This window comes from Pseudomonadota bacterium, from assembly GCA_039028935.1.
Classification (GTDB): Bacteria; Pseudomonadota; Gammaproteobacteria; order Steroidobacterales; family SZUA-146; genus SZUA-146.
On record JBCCHD010000037.1, the window covers coordinates 13,991 to 33,987 of the forward strand.

14 protein-coding genes are annotated in these 19,997 nt (G+C 52.3%); 9 read left to right on the forward strand and 5 right to left on the reverse strand.

The window, feature by feature from the left end; all coding sequences use genetic code 11:
* Window positions 1-13 precede the first annotated feature (13 nt).
* Window positions 14-1,720, forward strand: a complete 1,707-nt coding sequence (locus AAF465_14365) for a diguanylate cyclase (GenBank protein MEM7083909.1) — start codon at window positions 14-16, stop codon at window positions 1,718-1,720.
* A gap of 206 nt (window positions 1,721-1,926) precedes the next feature.
* On the opposite strand, the gene AAF465_14370 is transcribed toward AAF465_14365, so the two are convergent.
* Both AAF465_14370 and AAF465_14375 read right to left on the reverse strand, forming a co-directional pair.
* Window positions 1,927-4,233 (reverse strand): hypothetical protein, encoded by a 2,307-nt coding sequence (locus tag AAF465_14370; protein ID MEM7083910.1) that lies wholly within the window; start codon window positions 4,231-4,233, stop codon window positions 1,927-1,929.
* A 419-nt stretch (window positions 4,234-4,652) separates the two neighbouring features.
* Complete coding sequence (locus AAF465_14375) at window positions 4,653-5,267, reverse strand: hypothetical protein (GenBank protein MEM7083911.1); 615 nt, start codon at window positions 5,265-5,267, stop codon at window positions 4,653-4,655.
* Between the two features lie 401 nt (window positions 5,268-5,668).
* Here AAF465_14375 and AAF465_14380 point away from each other — a divergent pair, with 401 nt between their 5' ends.
* Window positions 5,669-6,214, forward strand: a complete 546-nt coding sequence (locus tag AAF465_14380) for a GNAT family N-acetyltransferase (protein ID MEM7083912.1) — start codon at window positions 5,669-5,671, stop codon at window positions 6,212-6,214.
* Between the two features lie 44 nt (window positions 6,215-6,258).
* Here the strand turns inward: AAF465_14380 and AAF465_14385 are convergent, their stop codons facing one another.
* Window positions 6,259-6,837 carry a DUF2799 domain-containing protein gene (locus AAF465_14385; protein MEM7083913.1) on the reverse strand — a complete coding sequence of 193 codons (579 nt, stop codon included), beginning with the start codon at window positions 6,835-6,837 and terminating at the stop codon, window positions 6,259-6,261.
* A gap of 546 nt (window positions 6,838-7,383) precedes the next feature.
* On the opposite strand from AAF465_14385, the gene AAF465_14390 reads away from it, so the two are divergent.
* The 4 genes from AAF465_14390 to AAF465_14405 all read left to right on the forward strand — a co-directional run bounded on the left by AAF465_14390 (window position 7,384) and on the right by AAF465_14405 (window position 12,277).
* Window positions 7,384-7,920, forward strand: coding sequence for a hypothetical protein (locus tag AAF465_14390; GenBank protein ID MEM7083914.1), 537 nt, complete (start codon window positions 7,384-7,386; stop codon window positions 7,918-7,920).
* A gap of 323 nt (window positions 7,921-8,243) precedes the next feature.
* Window positions 8,244-9,299 (forward strand): hypothetical protein, encoded by a 1,056-nt coding sequence (locus tag AAF465_14395; protein MEM7083915.1) that lies wholly within the window; start codon window positions 8,244-8,246, stop codon window positions 9,297-9,299.
* Between the two features lie 382 nt (window positions 9,300-9,681).
* Window positions 9,682-11,085 carry an MBOAT family O-acyltransferase gene (locus tag AAF465_14400; protein ID MEM7083916.1) on the forward strand — a complete coding sequence of 468 codons (1,404 nt, stop codon included), beginning with the start codon at window positions 9,682-9,684 and terminating at the stop codon, window positions 11,083-11,085.
* Window positions 11,060-12,277 (forward strand): hypothetical protein, encoded by a 1,218-nt coding sequence (locus tag AAF465_14405; protein MEM7083917.1) that lies wholly within the window; start codon window positions 11,060-11,062, stop codon window positions 12,275-12,277. Before AAF465_14400 ends, AAF465_14405 begins: the two co-directional genes overlap by 26 nt.
* A 31-nt stretch (window positions 12,278-12,308) precedes the next feature.
* Here AAF465_14405 and AAF465_14410 read toward each other — a convergent pair whose 3' ends face one another.
* Entirely contained in the window at window positions 12,309-12,992 is a 684-nt protein-coding gene (locus tag AAF465_14410; protein MEM7083918.1) for a zinc metallopeptidase, read from the reverse strand.
* A 321-nt stretch (window positions 12,993-13,313) separates the two neighbouring features.
* On the opposite strand from AAF465_14410, the gene AAF465_14415 reads away from it, so the two are divergent.
* From AAF465_14415 to AAF465_14425, 3 genes are all read left to right on the forward strand, one after another.
* On the forward strand, window positions 13,314-13,808 hold the full coding sequence (locus tag AAF465_14415; GenBank protein MEM7083919.1) for a hypothetical protein: 495 nt from the start codon (window positions 13,314-13,316) through the stop codon (window positions 13,806-13,808).
* Between the two features lie 602 nt (window positions 13,809-14,410).
* Window positions 14,411-15,556 (forward strand): glutamate 5-kinase, encoded by a 1,146-nt coding sequence (proB, locus tag AAF465_14420; GenBank protein MEM7083920.1) that lies wholly within the window; start codon window positions 14,411-14,413, stop codon window positions 15,554-15,556.
* A gap of 70 nt (window positions 15,557-15,626) precedes the next feature.
* The gene (locus tag AAF465_14425; GenBank protein MEM7083921.1) at window positions 15,627-16,889 is read left to right on the forward strand and encodes a glutamate-5-semialdehyde dehydrogenase; all 1,263 of its coding nucleotides are present in this window, start codon (window positions 15,627-15,629) and stop codon (window positions 16,887-16,889) included.
* Between the two features lie 290 nt (window positions 16,890-17,179).
* Here the strand turns inward: AAF465_14425 and AAF465_14430 are convergent.
* Window positions 17,180-19,997: thrombospondin type 3 repeat-containing protein (locus AAF465_14430; protein MEM7083922.1), on the reverse strand; the 2,818-nt coding region annotated here is incomplete at its 5' end.

The window sequence follows — 19,997 nt, forward strand, 5'->3', positions numbered from 1 at the left end:
CGAGTCGTCTACCATGCCTTGCAGCGTTCGTAACACACAGATTGCTCTCTTTCTCGCCATGTGGTTACTGGCGGGGTCCGCGGTCGCCGAATCGCTGACGATCAGCGCTCAGGCGCCCGAACAAAATGCCACATCGGCGCTACTCTTCTTCGAAGACCCCGAGGGTTTATTAACGTTCGACGATGTGCGCACCGCAGAAATCGATGCGCTCTTTGCATCACACGGATCCGATGGTCCACAGATTGGCTTTACTCCCTCTGCCTGGTGGGTCAAGCTCACGCTGTCGAATCCAAGCGCATCAGCGCTGAGACTGTACTTGCGCCAAGACTACCCGCTCATTGACGAACTGGATGTGTGGGTACCGAACGCCAGTGGCGGCTTTGTGCGCATGCAAGGTGGCGACCGGGTACGCTTCTCAACGCGACCGGTTCAACATCGCAATGCGCTATTCCCGATTGAGCTGGCGGCCCGCTCCGAATCAACCGTGTACCTGCGATTCGCCTCCGACGGACCGATTAACATTGGGCTATCCACTCATCTTGATCAAACCATGATCGAAAAAGTCAGCGTGAGTGAGCTCGGCATCGGCCTGTATTTCGGGGGCTTCCTAGTGCTGGTCTTTTACAACATGTTCATTTTTGCCGCCGTGCGAGATCGAACATTCATTTTTTATCTGCTTTACCTTGTAAGCTACGGCGCCTACTTTGCCGTGCACAACGGCATCGCGTTTCAGCATCTTTGGCCTAACAGCCCGTGGCTTGCCAATCAAAGCCTACTTGTGCTGCTGGCGATGACGCTGTTTTTTGGCCTCATGTTTTCCATGAAGTTTTTAAACATACGCGAACGCTCCGCGGCTTATCTGCGCATTGGTACCGCGTTGCTTGGCATCATCGTTGTGGCGTTCTTATCCATCTTTGTACTGCCCTATCAAATGGTCATCGTCGCACTCGCGTTGCTTTCGCTAGCGACCACGGTGCTGATCATCGCCATGGGTCTTTCAAGTCTATTCAGCGGCTATCGCCCGGCCCGCTACTTTATGTTGGCGTGGTCGGCTTTATTGATCGGCGTGGTCGTCTACATGCTCAAGACCTTTGGCTTACTGCCGCACAACACGTTTACGCACTACGGCTTTCAGATTGGCTCACTTATCGAAATGACATTACTGTCGGTCGCGCTCTCAAGTCGCGTGAATGATATGCACAACGCGATCATGCAAGACCCACTAACCGGTGTGGGCAATCGACGTCAACTTAACGAACTGCTCGATCTTGAGTTTGAACGTGCACAACGTACTGATGCCCCGCTCGCACTGATCATTGGCGATATTGATAACTTCAAACAAATCAACGACACGCACGGCCACTCCAAGGGCGATGAGATCATCCATAAGGTGGCCACGTTCTTTAACGACAGCGTGCGCAAACAAGACACCGTGTGCCGCTACGGCGGCGAGGAATTTGCGATAGTCATGCCCAACACCAACGCGTTCGCCGCAGAAGTCATTTCCAAACGCTTGCTCGAGGACATTGAACGGAGTGATTTCGGCGGGGTGCCAGTTACGATCAGCGCCGGACTATGCAGCATCCCCGAGCACCAGTTTGACGACGCCAAAGCGTTCTTCGACGCCGCAGACCAAGCGCTCTATGACGCTAAACTCAGCGGGCGTAATCGAGTGATGGTGTACCGGCCCGGCGAGGCAGACTCGCTGAAGGCGTCCTAGAAACGCAACGTCAAAGTATCAACAAGATTCCACACATCGACGCAACATCGACAAATTAATCTTTCACGCAATCAAAACAATAATCTCGATTCTTGCTCGTTCCTTATGTCAGCGTTAATGTCACCAGCCTGCACGCTTGTGTATAGTGCGTCTACCGCTCATTGGCCTATAAGAGTGGAGGTTGATGAATCGCTGATCGTCATTTACTAGAGATCGGACGCGTCGTAAATCCATCTAACGAATTGCCGGTCTAAGCTACGAATACAATCCCAATTTTGTTGAAGTGTTGTGGCGAGATTGTCTGCGTTTAAGCCAGCCGATTCCCAGGATACACATGGTTTCGAATTTAAAAAAAGAATATTGATAGCCCCATCTGCGTTTTTGGTAAATTTAAGCTGCACCGTGAGCGCCGAGCGATTTAGCAGGCTCAACCGGGGAAGAAGACGGTTAAGAAAAGCCAAATAGTCTGCTGGATCAACTTCAGGCGTGTTAACAAAAACGATATTTTTTTCGCGCCGTAAACGAGATTCAACTTCGAAGATGCCAATGGCCTTTACTCGGCGCGCACCCTGAAGCCAGTCCCAGTAGTCATCAACATTACTTAGCGGCAGCTCAACCACATGAGAATAAACTCGACGAGTCAGCCCTTTACCCGGCACAAGTGCCACCACGTTGACCCGGTCGACGGAGCGAGCAATTTTGGATCTAGTCGGCTTGTCAAGAGCATCTCTTTTCCGTAATAGAATACGGATCGCCTCAACATATTCGGCGGGACTTATAGCTTGGTCACCATCTGGATCTTCGTGATGACGCAAAGATTGGGCATGAGTATTACCATTGTAAAAGAGGTGTCGCATTTTGTTCGAAAGTTGGGTATCCAAGATCTCGATCTCTCTCATATGAGGAAGAACACTCTCTTCTAGCTCGTCAGCAATCTGGCCTGCTTTATTTGGATCCACGAACATAGTCGGTATATTCGACGACCTAACCGGAGTCACATAGCGAAAGGCACCACCTTCTTCAAATAGTCGGCGCATGGTTTTGATCGTAATCATCGACTTTTCTGAAAGCTGCATTGCATCTATTTTGATCGGAGTATTGAGTAGAAAATCGCCAAATCCAATCAGGTCGGCCTCTCCATGCTTGTCACATTGATTGCCCGTAATGCTTGCGTCTACCGACGAAAGTTGGCGTTCAATTAATCTTCGCGTGTAGTGAACATCCACATGGAGCTTCACGCGCCGTTTCTTTGCGAGTTGGTGCTGCAGTCTAGCCAACTCAAGGCCTGGACTGTTACACCGTCCTAGGTATGTGAGAAACTTACCTTCGGGGTGGCCAGTTACAAGAACTGCGTTTGACTCAGAATCACTGCCAATAATCGCCAATTGACCATCAGGTCGCTCTATGATGTCTGTTACAAACATACGGCGTAGGCCCGGTCGGAATCGTGCTGCCCAATCGACCGAATAGTCTTTTCCCGACAGACCCACAACCACTGTAGCGAGATAATCGACACCACTAAAAATAAGATCGCCACTTTGGATAGCATGAATCCGTAGATTTTCTAGATAGGCCAGTTCCGGCATTTCCACTCTAGCGGTGATTTTCCTCGAGTCGGGATCGAGCACGATAATAAAAGCGGTTCGGTGGGGGTCCTGCCAATCACCCTTTGTAACGAGTGCAACTATGCCCCTTTGTGTACGGACGGCAGAACGAAATCTACATGGCGAGCAGTTTACGATTTTTCTTCGGAAGGTCCGACTGGTGGTCAGATCATGATATAGCAAATTTGTCTGCTGGTTGGCGAGGCCATCGTACTGGCTCGACAAGGCGCCCTCTTTGTCTGCTAATTGGTCGGGAAAATCAGTCAGTTCGAACGAGCTTGAGCGTTGTGCTCTATCTCCATTCCAGTCGTAATGATACGTTGCTACTCGTACTGTATCTTGCTCTAGAAATTTAGGTTGGGGCGTACCCAACATGAGTGTGAATCCGTCAGAACGCGTGGACACAACCGCTTCTTTAACCCGATGATGGAATGTCATCTTATTTTTCTTGAGTTCCCCATTCGGCGTAGTGGTCCAGAGTTCAATGCGTCCATGCTCAAAATAAGATTCGTGATTGCGATTCAGTTGAAACCAGCGGCCCGGTTCTGGGTAAAAAAATATCAATGCCGGCGCTTTCGACGTCGAATCGATGCCAATTATTGACCACCCTGGTCGGTCGTATATCTGCTGCCACAGGAGCGATCCATCTGGACCAAACTTAGCAAATAGCGGCCTCCCAGGATGACCTCCTGTGTCGCTGACTCGGGCGTCCGCAATGCCGCTAACCCAAAGAAAACCCTCGACACCTTCTTTTAGAATTAAGCCCCGGTCCGCACCGCGTCCATCCGTTTCTGCTGACCGCGGAGTGCCAAATAATGTTAGCGCGCCCGCATCAATGTCGTATGCACAAGTCTCTCGTATTTGAACAAGTGTCAGAATAAAAATAAGAAATTGAGTGCTGCAACGCATTATGTTTGAGCAAAGCCTTATGCATTTGGGCTAAAGAAAATGAAGTCGCAGTTAACTCTCGTAACGAGACCCCGCCCTAAGCCGCGACCGAAACTGTCGCAAGACTCAGCTTAAGCCTAAAACAATTTAGCTCATCCGCCCTTCTTTCGCTCTTTTTTTACCTTTTTTTGAAACTAGCAGTGTATTCATCAGAGCACCGCAAAAACCTTATTACTCTAAGAATACAAGGGAATAGCCACCTAATTCACAGTTCGGTGAAGGGTCTTCTATTTCATTAACGAAACGAAAAGAGAGAAACGTGCGCGTAACGTCGGGCGACTTAGGCCAATCGAGGAGCAATCGCTATCAAGTTGTGACTCCAATCACCCATTGGCGATGAGCCGCTAAAGAACGAGTTTCCTAAAACGATGTTGAATCATCTACATCTTGAAAAAACGCCTCACTCCAAACAGCCCAGCCACACTGCTTAGTAAAAGAAAATACGCCGAGGGGACCGGTACAGGCACGATGACGTTTGCACCACTGATGCCACTGGCCAGCAGCGCATCACCAATCGGCTCCGCACTGACATTCAACCACGGATTAATACTCGACTCTTCAAGGCAGAGCGTCATACCGCACGGCGTGGCGCTGGGATGGGTGGAATCCAGAACCAAGAAGGTAAACGTACCAATCTCGCCAGCCGACGTGATGCCGCCAAACACGCCTTGCAATTTGTTCGCAGCAATACCAAAGTCTTGATAGAAACCGGGGGAATCCAATGAGCCAACCGGAGAGGCCGGCGCCCATACATCCGGCTGCAGCGGCGCCGCCTCATACGTCACGAACACCAGAGCGCCGGCGTCGTAGATGAGATTCAATGCGCCGCCAAACACATTTTCGTCTGTAAAATCATAGATGACGGTCACACTCACCTGGCCATTGTTACCGTCGTAGCTCAGCGCATCCAGCCCTACACTGCCCGCTAAGGCATTGGACATCCCACCACCCACTAACAAACAGATAAGTACTTGGTGAACGATTTTGCTGTGCATCATCTTCTCCCGTTATCCGCTAGCCTACAGCAAGAAGAACCATACCCAATAATCCAATTAAGAACAGAAACTTAGATTTTTTGCGTCGGACCTTATTATCTTGGACCGCCAATACTTCACTCGAAATACAAGATCTTCATGAAGAACGTTATCAACACTAAGGCATCGGCGTCCAACACGACAAACAAGTCGTTCAACCACACCGAATCATCGACCGACGTTCAGTGTTATCGGGTAGCGAACAAAAACGAACAGCATCGGTTCTTGTCCAAACCCGCGACGCTCGACCGAAACAAGTACCGACTCGACCTTCACCGCCGCTGATTGCCAGGCTCACAACTATCGGCGTATGATCACACTCACTTCCGCCAAGAACCGAAGAACTTCAGGGCACGGTGAGGATGAGCAGAATCGACCTCGTGGTGAAACGACACTCGCTCACAACGAATTTTGACGCGCTGTATTTTTGGGAGGATCACCCGTTGACGTATCTTATTCGCGAGGCGACGCACAGCGACCTCGATACCCTCCTCTCATTTGAGCAGGGCATTATTTCAGCTGAGCGACCCTATGATCCGACGCTCAAGCCCGACCCAATCAGCTACTACGACATCAAAGCAATGATCGACAGTCCAGATGCCGTTGTCATTGTCGCTGAGTTCGACCAGACGATTGTCGCGTCTGGATACGCAAAGCATCGGGCGTCACGACACTACACGACACCCGAAACCCATGCTTTTTTAGGCATGATGTACGTTCAGCCCGAGCATCGGGGTAAGGGCGTTAATGGCAAAGTGCTCGACACACTACTCGACTGGGCGCGAAGTCAGAACCTGCTTGAGGTTCACCTTACCGTTTATCCGGAGAATGAAGCTGCGTGCCGTGCTTATCGAAAAGTCGGGTTTGAGCCGTATATTCTTGAAATGCGTATGGGGCTAGACGACTAGCGGCGTGCCGTATGCGCATTCAGAAGGGTCAGTTGGCGACCGTATTATTCCAATAAACGGAGTGACGACAACCCGTCTTTATAATTGACTTTCAGGCTTTGCCTAAGGCTCGTTAGTCTTCGAGTCTCGAAATCTCGCTCCGACACTAAATTAGCAATTCTCCCTCTCAGCATCATAACGCGCTCATGATCAACCGCGGCCAACACGTCCTTACTTGAACTTGACGGCACATCCGACAGCTGTTTGCGGGTCAACCGTAGTTCGGTCGTAATGAGCTCCAGTCGCTGATGTCCGGCATAGATCTCGCGGCCAGTCAGAAAACCGTGATGATACCGCTGCCATTTCGAATCCCTGCAGTTCGGTAAAGGCTCGTCGCCATGCTCGCCCTCGAACAGGCCCTGTTCGTAGCTGCAGAGTTTTTCAAGGCCGTATTCAAACCCCATTCGGTAAGCAATGGGCGCCGAGTTGCTGCATGCGTACACGGGTTCGTTATCATCAAGCTGCCCACCGGACATGGCGGTCGACGCGCCATGGTCTCGCCACTGATCGACATTGCAGGTTTGAAGCGGCATGGTGGAACAACCGGCTAAATAAAGAACACAGAGTGTGAGTAAGTGACGCATTTGACTATCCGCTCTCAGGAGTTAACGAAACCAATGCGATCAGTGTTGCCCAGCGCAATTACCATAATCTGGAACTGTGTCACAGTTCACAGAATTACAGAATTAGACTAAGTGAAAGTCCGTACTGAGGGAGTACGCTCATTACCCGCAAAGACAATTCTAGGGTTGATAAGGTCAGACGGCCTTACTGTCGGCGTACCGTTTCGGAAAGCGAAATCCGAGTTTTCTTTTGTGGCTTGATAATGCAGTCCGCCGCCCAGAGTGACGAAGACACCCAACACACGCTCAACGGTATCAGCCGTGCCACCGCATGCACGGCGGATTGCTGCTGTAACAGTCTGAAGGCCCAGGATTTTTCTCGTTGTTTTAGTCGTCTTACGTTACTATTTATGAATAGAGTGAAATTCGCAACCCGACACTATTGCCTCACCATATGGCGCGTAACCTGTTATTTTGTATAGATATTCAGGTGCCTGACAGTCATGTGATCAGCGCCAAGGACGTCGGTGCGAGACGACAAACAAACCACCATGGAACACCATTGATATGGAAGCAGACGACACACCAAGCACGAACAAGACCTCCGCACTGTCGATTATTGCCATCGCTATGTCGATGGGCGCACTGTTTGTCTCCGTGCTGGAGGTCTCTGCAATCCGCGATGATCAACGCATCCAGGTTTGGCCTTACATCGGTGTCTACACCAACTACTCCGAGGACGGATTTCGTTTGCATGCGATTAACAAAGGAATTGGTCCGGCTCGGGTCCAAACACTCAAGATGTTCTATGACGGCGAACACGTTACGGATATCGATCAGCTCATCCTCAATACGCTAGGCGAAAAGGATGCGTTCAGCTACGACCTCTATCGGTCCAGCAATATTAGTCGAAGTGTCATGAGCGCAGACGAAGATAAGACCCTATTCGGCGTGCCCTGGGAACCGCGCACGCGGCGTTTGATTGATGACTGGGCAACCAAGGTTGATGTCGTCGTCTGTTATTGCTCCGTGTATGACGACTGTTGGGAATCGCGCCTAAATACGGGCGAGCCGACGGAAGTGTCTAGCTGTCCGGTTCAGTAGCGATCAACCCTAATCATCTTGAAAACCAGCGGCTCGATGCGCAGAGTGCGTGACCACCGAGGTTTGCGCCCACTCACGACGGTGTGAATTCACCACACCGACGAGCAGAATCCGTCAATCCGCGCTTGGCCCACGCAAACAGTGTTACCAATCTGTGATCAATGTAAATTCGACCTGGTATCGTGATAGATTCGCGCAATGGAATGCGCTGGCGAACCGTCACGGGTCTCGCTAATCAAGAGAGTAAGAGGAGTTCTCTACGGCTTATGATGTTCTCAAAACCCAAGATCTCATGGTGTGCAATATCTACACTAGCGGCCGCGTTGTCTATCTCGGTTGTTAATGCGAGCGATCAGAGTGGCAATGCTCAGTTGAGCGAAGAAGCCGCTACTGACAAGGTTTTACAAGATCTATCTCAGTCAATGATAGAGCAAACCTTAAACCGGCTCACACCGGCGCAACTAAAAACACTCGATGAAAAATGTGACGCCGGCGCCTCGTTTGCCTGCGAAACACTGAGCGGTGTCTACAAACGCGGCGTGAATGGACCGAAGGACGAAGCGAAAGAGTTTTACTACACGAAAAAGGCGTGCGACGCCGGCAGCATAATCTCGTGTGGCAATCTGGGCGTCTTTTATCACGACGGTATGGGCACGCCCAAAGACCATACCAAATCCATTCCGTTTCTCATTGCAAGTTGCAACGACCGTCAACCTAACGCGTGTTTTTATCTGGGCTATGCGTACAAAAAGGGCGAGGGAGTCGACACAGATTTGACCAAAGCGTCGAGCGCGCTATCAAAATCCTGCGATTTGAAATTCGCCTTCGGTTGCGGAGGTCTCGGTCAGCTCTATATGGAAACCGCCGAGTCTGATCAGGATATACAGACTGCCATCAGTCTCTATGAAACTGCGTGCGAGATGCCAAAGGGATATTTTGGCTGTTATGCTCTCGGAGTCGAATACCAAAGCGGCGAAAGAGTTGACCAAGACGATGAAAAGTCCTTTCGCTTTTTTCGATTAGCGTGCCTCCATGGGCACAACGAGTCGTGCATTAACACTGGCATCAACTACTATCGAGGCACGGGGGTTGAAAGAGACATGCGCTTGGCAGGCGAGTACTTAGAACCACAGTGTGTAAAACGACACACTCTCGCGTGTCTATACTTCGCTTATCAATTAAAACTCGGTGATGGCGTACCGAAAGATCACGGACGCGCGTTTTCACTTTTTGTTTTGAGCTGCAGTGACGGGTTTGCAGATGGCTGCTTCGAGGTCGGTCTTGCCTATTATGACGGCCAGGGCGTTGCAATCGATCGACAAAAAGCTCAGCAGTATTTTGATAAATCGTGTGCACTTGGAATTCAGGAAGCGTGCTAATGCTACTGTCCTGTCACGCGACTGCGACACGCCGATGAGAGATCGCGGACGTATTGATCCGCACAGTAGCCGCCCGTTTTTTCGTTTTTTATTTTTGTCGATTATTCAATAACGTCGGTTTTTACTGCGATATCTACTATGCGCAGCGCAATAATAATAGACGACCGTCGGCTTAATCCCTAGATCAAAACCAGACAACTACCGCCTTTTTGACAGACTGTTCGACGGCGCAAATCACTCCATTTTGCAATACCCAACTCGCCGCATTAAGAATTTCTGAGTGTCTGAGAAACCCTTTTGTCGTATCACGCATCATTACCAGTAGAGGGTCTGTCATTAGCGGCGCCCGTCCGCCCATCGAAAACAGCGAGAAACGGTTCGAATGGTATTTAACACTCCGATTTTCTTACTCTTTTTTGTTTTTTTCCTGCTGATTTACGGCGTGATTTTGGGCGAGAAGAAGCCCAAGCTCTACTTTATTCTTGTCGCCAGCCTGGTGTTTTACGGCGCCTGGAACTACCGGTTTATTCCGCTGCTCGTCGGCAGCGCCGTGATTGACTATTACTTGGCACTTGCTATCGCCGCCGCACCGGCGCATCGCAAACGACTGTTTTTAACACTGTCGGTCGTCATGAATCTGGGCATTCTGGCGCTGTTCAAATACGCCGACTTCGCCATCGAATCGGCAGGTGAGTTCTTATTACTGTTCGGTGTCGAAGCCTCGTTACCCACGCTCTCCTGGATTCTCCCAGTTGGCATTTCGTTCTACACCTTCCAAAGCCTCAGCTACACAATAGACGTTTATCGCGGCGACATGGAACCACGCCGGGGACTCGCTCACTTCACAACGGCACTCGCCTTTTTTCCCCAACTGGTTGCCGGACCCATTTTGCGCGCGCGTCAGATTCTTCCGCAGTTTCATTCGCTGCCGGTGCCCACCTGGGAAAACGCGCGTCACGGATTTTTGCTGATCACCTCTGGGCTGTTCAAAAAAACCATCGCCGACTTACTGGCGATACCAGTCGCTCACGCATTTGATGGCGATGGACCGGTCAGCCTGCTCGAAGCCTGGACCGGTGCGTTGGCCTTCGCTGGGCAGATTTATGGCGACTTCGCCGGCTATACCGACATGGCGATTGGTATCGCACTGGTCATCGGCTTTAAGATCCCACCCAACTTTCGACTCCCTTACTTCGCCGTTTCACCCGTTGATTTTTGGCGTCGATGGCATATCTCGCTATCCAGCTGGCTACGCGACTACTTGTACATTCCGTTAGGCGGCCGCAACAATCGCTACCGCAATGTGATGATCACGATGCTGTTAGGCGGACTCTGGCACGGCGCCGCCTGGAACTTTGTTGCCTGGGGAGCGTTCCACGGTGTCATTATTATGGCCACACACTACCTGAGCGGACTCGGTATATTCGCGGCGTTTTCCAGCAGGTCGTCGCGGATGATGACCGTTTTGAAGTGGGCGATTACGTTCTATCTTGTCTTGCTGGGGTGGGTGCTCTTTCGCGCCACCAGCCTCGACGATGCGCTACAGCTCATGATTAACATGCACACCATCTCCGGTCTCCCGGGGTCGGCGCCGACCGCCTTGGTGGTCTTCGTGCTCACAATCGTCGCATTAATCGGCATGCATGTGTGGGACTGGTTTGTTATTGCCAAAGGCGATGCCTTTGAAACCAAGCGCTGGCTGTTTTGGCCCGTGCTCATTCTGATCCAGGCAATTTGCCTTATGACCGGAGAACCGAGTAATGAGTTCATCTACTTCCAGTTCTGATCAAGCACCCGGCACTCGCAAGATTTATCTGCGTATTCTGCTCGCGATTGTGCTGGGCATGGCCACTGCATTGGCCAGCGTGCAGGCATTTGTCGCGGCCAATGGTGCAGGGTCTCGTTCAATACTGGGCCGAGTCATTGAGGCACAAGAAGCCATTCCATCCATCGCGGGTGAAAAAGAGGACCTCGTGTTGGTGTTTGGTTCTTCGATGGTCGAAGCGGGGTTTTCGCCACGAGAATTTGATCGCGATCTCGCGGAGCAAGGCATCGATATAAAGTCTTTCAACTTTGGCTTTGGCGGACTGAATCCGCTCTTCCAGGATTATCTCTCCCGGCGCATGGTGGAACAATTTCAAGCACAGGACCGGCGCATAAAACTGTTGCTCATTGAATTCAATCCGTTCCAAACGACGGTTACTCGCCGCGAAGGTGCTCGCGCACTTGAAGAATCGTATATCGCTCTGCTGGCAAGCCCCAAAGAACTATTCGATGTCTTTATGAAAGATCCGGAACGCGGCCTTCGTATGTTGCAGATTCGGTATCTGCGGGACGGCATCTCGGCTGAAATGATCACCACGTTTTTTTGGGGTGAACCATTTGAACAACAAGCCCCTCGTACTCAACTCGTTCAAGAAGAAGGTATCGCCGAAGCACTCGACGAACTGCAAGCGGAACTGGGCAAACGATTTAGCGACGAATACCCCGACTATGACGGCTCTGACTGGTACTACCCCTGGCAAGGCGGCGGCACCATACAGTCGGAGCGACCAGCGGAAACAGTGGCTCTTTTTAACGACTACTATCGGCTCACCCAAACCGACTTTCGCAAAGACAATGCTCGTTTACGGCGCATTGCCACATCGGATATTGTGGATTTGAACTTCGACCCCGAGCTTGTCGACGCCTTTATTCGAATCGTGAACAACTTCAAGGTCATCGCCGATGACATCGAAATCGTCTTACTCCCCAAAAACCATCGATGGATTGACAATCCACCCGAGGCGCTTGCGCGACAGGCCGACGTCGTTGAGCAAATCAAAAAAGCAACTGGTGTACCGGTACGAGACTTTCAGAAAGTCGAGTCGCTGGGCGACGAGATGTTTTCCGATACAACCCACTTGAACCGCTATCGCGGTGCCGTTATTTTCACGCGACTGCTGGCCGAGCAATATCAACGCACGTTACGGCCCTAACGCGCCAATGGACGCGCGATATTAATCGCAACTAGCGTCGCAGAATCGCCCACCACCGCGCCACGTTTAGTAGGCTCATCAGTGCCGCCGATACGTAAGTCATCGCCGCTGCGCTCAGTAAACGGCGCGCATGTAATTCATCGCCTTCAATCAACACATCGTGTTTCGCGAGCATAGGCAACGCACGCCCAAAGCTTGCGTCAAATTCACTTGGCAAAGTTAATAAGTGAACCAGCACTCCGGTACCGAGCGTCATAAAACCACCCAACACCATCAAGCCACCGGCCACCGGAGTGCGTGTTACGGCCACAATTACCGGTGAGGCCATCAGTAAGAACGCACCGACTTTCTGCACAGGCCCAACCAAACGCACCAACTGTGTGCGCAAATGTAACGCTCGATAGCCGGTGGCGTCCTGAATAGCATGCCCGACTTCGTGAGCCGCGACGACAACGGCGGTCAGGGATTTTCCAGAGAAGTTCGCCTCGCTCAGTCGAACCATTTTCTCATCAGGCGAATAGTGATCACCCGCGTCGGTCGCTTCCGTGCCAACGGATTCCAATCCATGCAAGTCCAGCAAACGCCTCGCTGCCTCGCCGCCTGTCACACCATACCGGTCGGCGGGCTCACTGTAGCGCTTCATCACTCTACCCACCCAGAATCCTGGAAGGTAGATAAGGGCAAGCAACACCAGCAAGAAGAAAAGAATGTGCATACGAGGATTATTTAGTGAGTCGTGTCCGAATAGTAACAAGGAGGCATCCACAAGTGGACAATCCCCTACCTGCCCTGGCGCTCGCTGCCATGCTGGACGCGCGGACCGTTTGGCGCGATGTCGTTGTCGGTCAAACGCGTGGGGGAGCGGGTACCGATTGGAGGTAGGGCCTAAAATCAACAGACCGAGTCCCATCGTTAATGGCAAAACCTGTCGTATCAGTAGCCGTATCCTGTGCGAAGAAGGACGCACCAGCCACACTTTTGGCGTACGACCGCGTATGATTCGGGTCATGAACCTCCAACACGCTGGTTACTCATCATGAATGCACTGTCGAATTACCTGATCACCGGGGCGGCGATTTTGCTTAGCCTGAGCGGTTGTGCCACCGCCGATCTCTCCGATGAATACTTCGAAACGGCGGCTCGACAGTTGGACTATGGGGATTATAGCTCGGCGTATCTACTCGAAAAGGCCTGGGATGCCTACAAGAAAAAAGACTACGCGAAGATTCTCGGCTACACGACCAAATGCGTTGACATTCATGGCGACGAAGGCAAGCGCATGAACTCAACGTTATCGGCCTTTGAGCCCGAAGTGTCAGCCGGCGAACTGTGGGCGCTTAATGATGTGGGAACATGCCTATACATCATGGCCAATACGTACGAAGAACTTCAACGCTACCCCGACGCGGTCAGGACCTATCGTCAATTGGCGACCGACTATACCTATGCCCAGTGCTGGGATACCAAAGGTTGGTTCTGGCGGCCGGCCGAGGGCGCGGCCCGAAAAGCCGAGAAAATGAAGAACTGGTGAGTAATGGTGTTCACCCGCTTCCAGGATTCCGACTGACTGTCCCAGGGCGACGCTGCTTCGCAATCTGACCAGACAACATCGCTGAATTTCCGCGTGGGTAACATGGACACAGCGAAGTAATACCTGTCTTTATTGCTTAGTGCTGCCTGAATACAGAGCCCCCACCGTACCCAGCAACAAAACGATTGCAAACGCAATGGGCACGATAACGGCCGATTCGATCCAGTAAGCCCGTACCAAATCATTCGTTGACGTATCAACGGGCGGTGCCGCAACAAGAATATCGAGGCTGGATAGGAATCCAGATTGAGACGTGTTCTCAACGGCAAAACCTTAAAGTACGCCGATCTCAAAGATTGTATCAAGCGTAATTATTTCGTCATGCGGCCTAAAAAGCCGGGTGAATGCACAGGGACGCGATCGCGCTCAAAGAACTTTTTCGACGCGCTGAAACTCCATGCTTTGGGCCACTCAACCGACCGTCTTAGGTTTCTTAGTGGGTGTATTACCGTATAATCACTTGCCCATTCTCTTTTATCTGTTACGCCGTTATTACCGAAACACGGTGGCACCTGTCACTATCATTCCTCAAGCCATACCGCATGCATCACTCGTTTGAAAACCCAACAGCCTCAATGATTCGCCAAGCACGACGGGTGGTGATCAAGCTCGGTTCGTCGTTGCTCATTGACCCAGACAATCGGTCGTTACGCCGTGAGTGGCTACGTCGCTTGATCGACGATATCCATCCAATGCTACAAGATGGTGTGCACGTGTTGATTGTGTCGTCTGGCGCCATCGGCGTGGGATGCCGCAGCCTCGATCTCCGTCGATCGGAATTATCACTCGCACAAAAGCAAGCCGTCGCAGGTGTCGGTCAAGTGCGCTTACTGCAAACGTACGAAGATTTGTTTCAGGCCCATGGCAAGAGCTGCGCGCAGGTACTGCTCACCTTAGAAGACACCGAACAGCGGCAACGTTATCTCAATGCGCGCACCGCCATTGAGGCCATGCTCGAACTGGGCGTTATTCCAATCATTAATGAGAATGACACGGTTGCCACCTCAGAGATCCGGTATGGCGACAACGATCGTCTGGCCGCCAGAGTGGCGCAGATGATGTCCGCAGATGTCCTGATCATATTCAGCGACATCGACGGTCTTTACGACGCTGATCCGCGATTGAACGACACCGCCACGTTGCTGCCACGGGTCGAGACGATCACCCGTGCGATGCGAGCCGCCGCCGGCGACAGCGGTTCGATCGACGGTTCGGGCGGCATGCGCACCAAGCTTGAAGCGGCCGACATCGCGCAGACAGCAGGGTGTCAATTGCTCTTGGCGAACGGCTTACACGCACACGCTTTTCAGCGCTTGCTCGATGGTGCGCCGTGCACTCATTTTGTTGCGCAGGAAACGCCGCGTCAGCAACGCAAAGTGTGGATTGCATCGAGCCTGAATGTGAAGGGCACGATTATTGTGGATGCCGGGGCAGCGAGTGCGTTGCGAGACGGTGGTAGTTTATTGGCGATAGGCGTTCGTGACGTGCGCGGCGACTTTAGTCGTGGCGATACCGTCCGTGTCAGCATCGAATCCGGGCAAGAAATCGCGCGCGGCTTGAGTGCATACAGCAATAAAGAAGTCGCCAGTATTCAGGGCCACCATAGCGCGTCGCTGACTGAGGCTTTAGGCTACGATGGTCCGGCGGAGGTGATTCACCGAGACAATTTGGTCATGCACACTCAGTAACGCATCAGCAACATCTCATCCTTCTCCCGTCAATCACTCATCTGACGATACCTTGGAATAACGCTCACCGATGAACGAACTTGAACACTATATGAACCAGCTCGGCCAACGCGCCCGCTTGGCCGTCGCGGCCATGGCGCGCGCCAACGCCGAGCGCAAGGCACAGGCGCTCGCTGCGGCAGCAGACGCCATTCGTACCGATTCTGAGTTGATCTTGATCGCCAATGCGAAAGATCTGGACCACGGTCAGAACAAAGGACTGAGCGAAGCGATGCTGGATCGATTGCTGCTAGACGCCGAACGCATCGACGCCATTGCCGACAGTGTGTCGGCCATCGCCACAATGGCGGATCCCATCGGCGCGGTAATGGATTCGTGGGAGCGACCTAACGGTCTAATTATTGAACGCCGCCGCGTACCGCTGGGTGTGATCGGTATCATTTATGAGAGCCGCCCCAACGTCACCGCAGACGCCGCGGCGCTCGCCGTAAAATCCGGCAATGCGGTGATCTTACGCGGTGGCTCCGACAGCCACCATTCATCAATCGCCCTGCACGCGCCGATTACGACAGCATTGGCCGCTCACGGCTTACCCGCCACCGCCGTGCAGCTGGTCGAAACAACGGACCGCGCTGCCGTCGGTATGATGCTGAGCGGCCTTGATGGCAACGTTGACGTCATCGTCCCGCGCGGCGGTCGACGCTTGATTGAACGCGTGCAGCAGGACGCACGTGTGCCAGTGCTGGGGCATCTCGAAGGCATTTGCCATGTGTATGTCGATCGTTCCGCACGCAAAGAGATCGCGCTTCCGGTGGTGGTCAACGCCAAGATGCGTAGAACAGGAATCTGTGGTGCAGCCGAAACGTTGTTGCTGGATACGAACGGTGACGAGGCCCTGCATCGTCAACTACTGAGCGCGCTGCATGACGCCGGATGTGAACTACGCGGCGACGCTTTCGCGCGCGGATTACATGAAAATGTTCAACCCGCCAACGACAAAGACTGGGGCTGCGAGTTTTTATCCGCGGTGATAGCGGTACGAGGCGTTGCCGGCGTAGACGGTGCGGTTGAACACATCGCGCGCTACGGGTCCGGCCACACCGAATCGATCATTGCGCAAAAACCCGACACGGTAGCGACGTTTTTAAATCACGTTGATAGCGCCATCGTGATGCACAACACCTCGACTCAATTTGCCGACGGCGGCGAGTTTGGCATGGGAGCAGAAATTGGTATCGCCACCGGAAAGCTACATGCACGCGGGCCGGTTGGCGCCGAGCAATTGACGAGCTATAAGTATGTGGTGCATGGGAACGGACAAATACGAAGTTAACACGGTAGGATCGATTTAGATCGGCCAAAGGTTTCCGTACCGACGCAAGACTTATCGATTACTATCTTGTCTTTCTTACTCTCCGTCCTACTCCCCACACTTGGAAAAATCGATCTGCGGCGACATTGGAATAATCCTATACGAATACGGGATACGGAATACGGAATGCAGAATTTTGAATCGAGATCACCGGACTGCGATCACGGCACATTCTGGCCAATTCCTTTCGGCATTCAGATGCACGTTCCTCTTCGCCGAACACTATCCCTACGATTCTTGGCGCAATCCGGCTAGTCCCCGGGCGCAACCTCAAGCTGTGGAAGAGTCGTATCAATATCCACTACGCCGTCACCGTTTGCATCGATATCGCACGCGTCGCCGATGCCATCGCCATCGAAGTCCGGCTGGGGTTCATCCGCGGAAGGTTTCGGATTAGGCACGAGCGGACAGTTATCAATCAGGCCCACGTTGCATTGATATCCGGTAAGGCGATCGGGCATGACGCACTCCGCTTTGTCCCCGTCCACATCCTGATCACAGGTGTCGCCAACCTGATCGCCATCCATATCTTCCTGCGCGGCGTTCGGAATCATTTCGCAATTGTCCTCCGCATCGGGCCAACCATCGCCGTCTTGGTCTATTATCGGCCGCACGTGCAACGCCTCGATATCTACCGCTCCCGTACTACGTAGTCGCAGCGACTGCGGTCCCTCGGTTAGCGAAATAGCTGGCCCGGCGCGCCATGCGAAATCTGAATCACTGGATGATGCAAACGACCAAGCTGCGGTATTGGAAAACGCAAGCGTTGTCACACCATTGCGATCGGCAACCGCTTCGGTCCCGCCACTCGGCGAGGTGTAATCAGTCAGCAAGCCACCTGGATTTTGGTGTCGAACTGACGCCTGCAGCCGGTATTTACCTGCTTGCGGTATGTTGAGTGTAAAACTCAGCGCGTCGGTCGCCGAATCCAAGGCCGCGTACCGCATGACATAGATTCCATCGGTCGGAAGCTCACTGTAGGTCTCAAATTCCGTGTTGGCACTGGCGGTCATTTCTTGGGCCAACAGCAGTTCCTGGCAGAGTGTTTCGGAACAACCGTCCGAAAAGTTGGATCGAATACTGCGCAAAATTGGAAGACTAGTCGCCGGCAAAATGCGTTCTCTCGTGCAGCCATTGCCAAAACCAACACAGTGGTGATTGAGCACAGTCATGACTCGGCCGTGATCATCCAATGAGATTTTCCCATCCCAGGCAAGTTGAAAATAATAGTGATTAACGAGCAGCATAAACTCATTGATCCCCCAATGCCTTTCAAGTTCGGTAATCGCATAAGTGTAGGCCTGGTTGGCAAACTGAACCGCCTGCCTTGGAGGCGGAACGGTCGGCTGGAAAGGTGGATTTAAGAGATTCTCTTGCTCCGGCAACTCGATGGAAGTGGCAATCGAGTCGCTAATGACTACCCCACTACTTGTATCCGTCTGCGGGAACGAAATAATGTCGTCCCCTACTTGGCACAGATCGCCTAAACTATTCTTGTAAGGCGTTCGACATTTGTTCCAAGCAAGATCTCGGTACGTTTCGACTATCACCCTCCCGCAATTATAGGGCTGTTGTCTGGCATTGGCGCAGGGGCCTGAGTCTACAGAGTAAACGGTGCTGGCATCCGATAAGATGCCAAACTGTGTATCTGGACCGTGGCCAGAGGTTTCACTAGCACCAAACCGCAGCGCATTCACGGTATCAAAGGCTCTCGCATCGTTCTCTAAAAAACGATACAAGTTGTAGCGATGGGCGTTGTGGTCGGCAAATCCCTCCGCGATGGCCAGACCAAATGGGTTCGATGGAGTGTCGTGATAATCGTACATCAAGTGAACGACATGGCCATACTCGTGGGCCATGGTATACAGATTCTGGGTTTGGCCACGATCTCTTGCCAACTGCACCGTGTTTCGCTTCTTACTCGGCACTGCGCACCCGCCGTTACCACATTGGGAATTGCCGGAAGGCACAATCGCAACCCTCAACGGCTTTGGATCTTTCCAGTCGACAAACGACGAGTAGGACCCGAGTGAACTGTTAGCAAACACAGCAAGATCGTGCTTCCAAAAATACACATTTAAAAAATCATCGTCCGGCGGTGCAATTAAAATCAACTCATCTTGACTGCACGATGCCGTACCGCTAATCACATCGGAATAGGTATTTGTCACAGGATCCCAGGTTGTGATCAAAGGCTCGCCCGCGGCATGACTGGCACCGTGATCGAGTTCGATCACACAATCCGATCCGTCAGCAGTTGCGCTAAATGCAACAGTGCCCGCACTCTCGCTCGTCCTGGGTTGAAGCCGATTCGTATAATTCGATTTAATGACCGTCTTATCGACAAGCGCGTGATTCGGATACTCCTCGTCAAAGACCTCAAACAGAAGATCGAGCTTTTCGTCAAAGAAATAGACTCGAGAATCATGGCGAGAATCAGCAAAACGACTCACTAAGCTGCCACGCTCGGCATCATAGTATCGTTCGAGCAATTCAATTTCTCCGTCCACTAACCGAGACACGCGTGCGATAAGTGCCGAACGTTCTCGCGGCGTTGCGAGGTTCTTGAAGACGTCGGGTGAACTCAATCCACCGACAACGCTAGTCAGCTGGCCCTGCTTATCTAAATAGAGCTTTAGCACGCTCCCGAGGACGGGGAACCCGTTAATCTGAGATTGAATGCGAATCGAATGAGTCCGATTTAATCGCCGGGTTGCGACGCGATAGGACATAGGGTTATCCGACGCGTGAGCCACTTGTTCGCGATACGGCATCGGCAAGTCGGGTGCGACACATCGCAAAAACGCCGACAGCGAGTTGGAATCCTGGAAATCCGTCGCGGCACAATCAGGCGCAAGCTTGTTTCCAACTAGGTAGCGTAGCTGGTCACCCTCAACGTCAAAAAACCGTTCGTCCGGCGACCCTCGCGTAAACTCGGCAACCTGGTATCTCAGGTCAGAAGCGGCATTATGGGTCATTGGCTGATTGACACACCCCACAGAAGCGCCAGTTGCAGCCAACAAAACCAAATGCTTGACAAGCGCTGACGGCCGCACCCAACATCGCGCC

What these genes read in the sequence shown, in the direction of transcription:
- AAF465_14365 (MEM7083909.1), top strand. Translation starts at nt 14, where the DNA reads ATGCCTTGCAGCGTTCGTAACACACAGATTGCTCTCTTTCTCGCCATG.
- AAF465_14370 (MEM7083910.1), bottom strand. Translation starts at nt 4,233, where the DNA reads ATGCGTTGCAGCACTCAATTTCTTATTTTTATTCTGACACTTGTTCAA.
- AAF465_14375 (MEM7083911.1), bottom strand. Translation starts at nt 5,267, where the DNA reads ATGCACAGCAAAATCGTTCACCAAGTACTTATCTGTTTGTTAGTGGGT.
- AAF465_14380 (MEM7083912.1), top strand. Translation starts at nt 5,669, where the DNA reads ATGAGCAGAATCGACCTCGTGGTGAAACGACACTCGCTCACAACGAAT.
- AAF465_14385 (MEM7083913.1), bottom strand. Translation starts at nt 6,837, where the DNA reads ATGCGTCACTTACTCACACTCTGTGTTCTTTATTTAGCCGGTTGTTCC.
- AAF465_14390 (MEM7083914.1), top strand. Translation starts at nt 7,384, where the DNA reads ATGGAAGCAGACGACACACCAAGCACGAACAAGACCTCCGCACTGTCG.
- AAF465_14400 (MEM7083916.1), top strand. Translation starts at nt 9,682, where the DNA reads ATGGTATTTAACACTCCGATTTTCTTACTCTTTTTTGTTTTTTTCCTG.
- AAF465_14405 (MEM7083917.1), top strand. Translation starts at nt 11,060, where the DNA reads ATGAGTTCATCTACTTCCAGTTCTGATCAAGCACCCGGCACTCGCAAG.
- AAF465_14410 (MEM7083918.1), bottom strand. Translation starts at nt 12,992, where the DNA reads ATGCACATTCTTTTCTTCTTGCTGGTGTTGCTTGCCCTTATCTACCTT.
- AAF465_14415 (MEM7083919.1), top strand. Translation starts at nt 13,314, where the DNA reads ATGAATGCACTGTCGAATTACCTGATCACCGGGGCGGCGATTTTGCTT.
- proB (MEM7083920.1), top strand. Translation starts at nt 14,411, where the DNA reads ATGCATCACTCGTTTGAAAACCCAACAGCCTCAATGATTCGCCAAGCA.
- AAF465_14425 (MEM7083921.1), top strand. Translation starts at nt 15,627, where the DNA reads ATGAACGAACTTGAACACTATATGAACCAGCTCGGCCAACGCGCCCGC.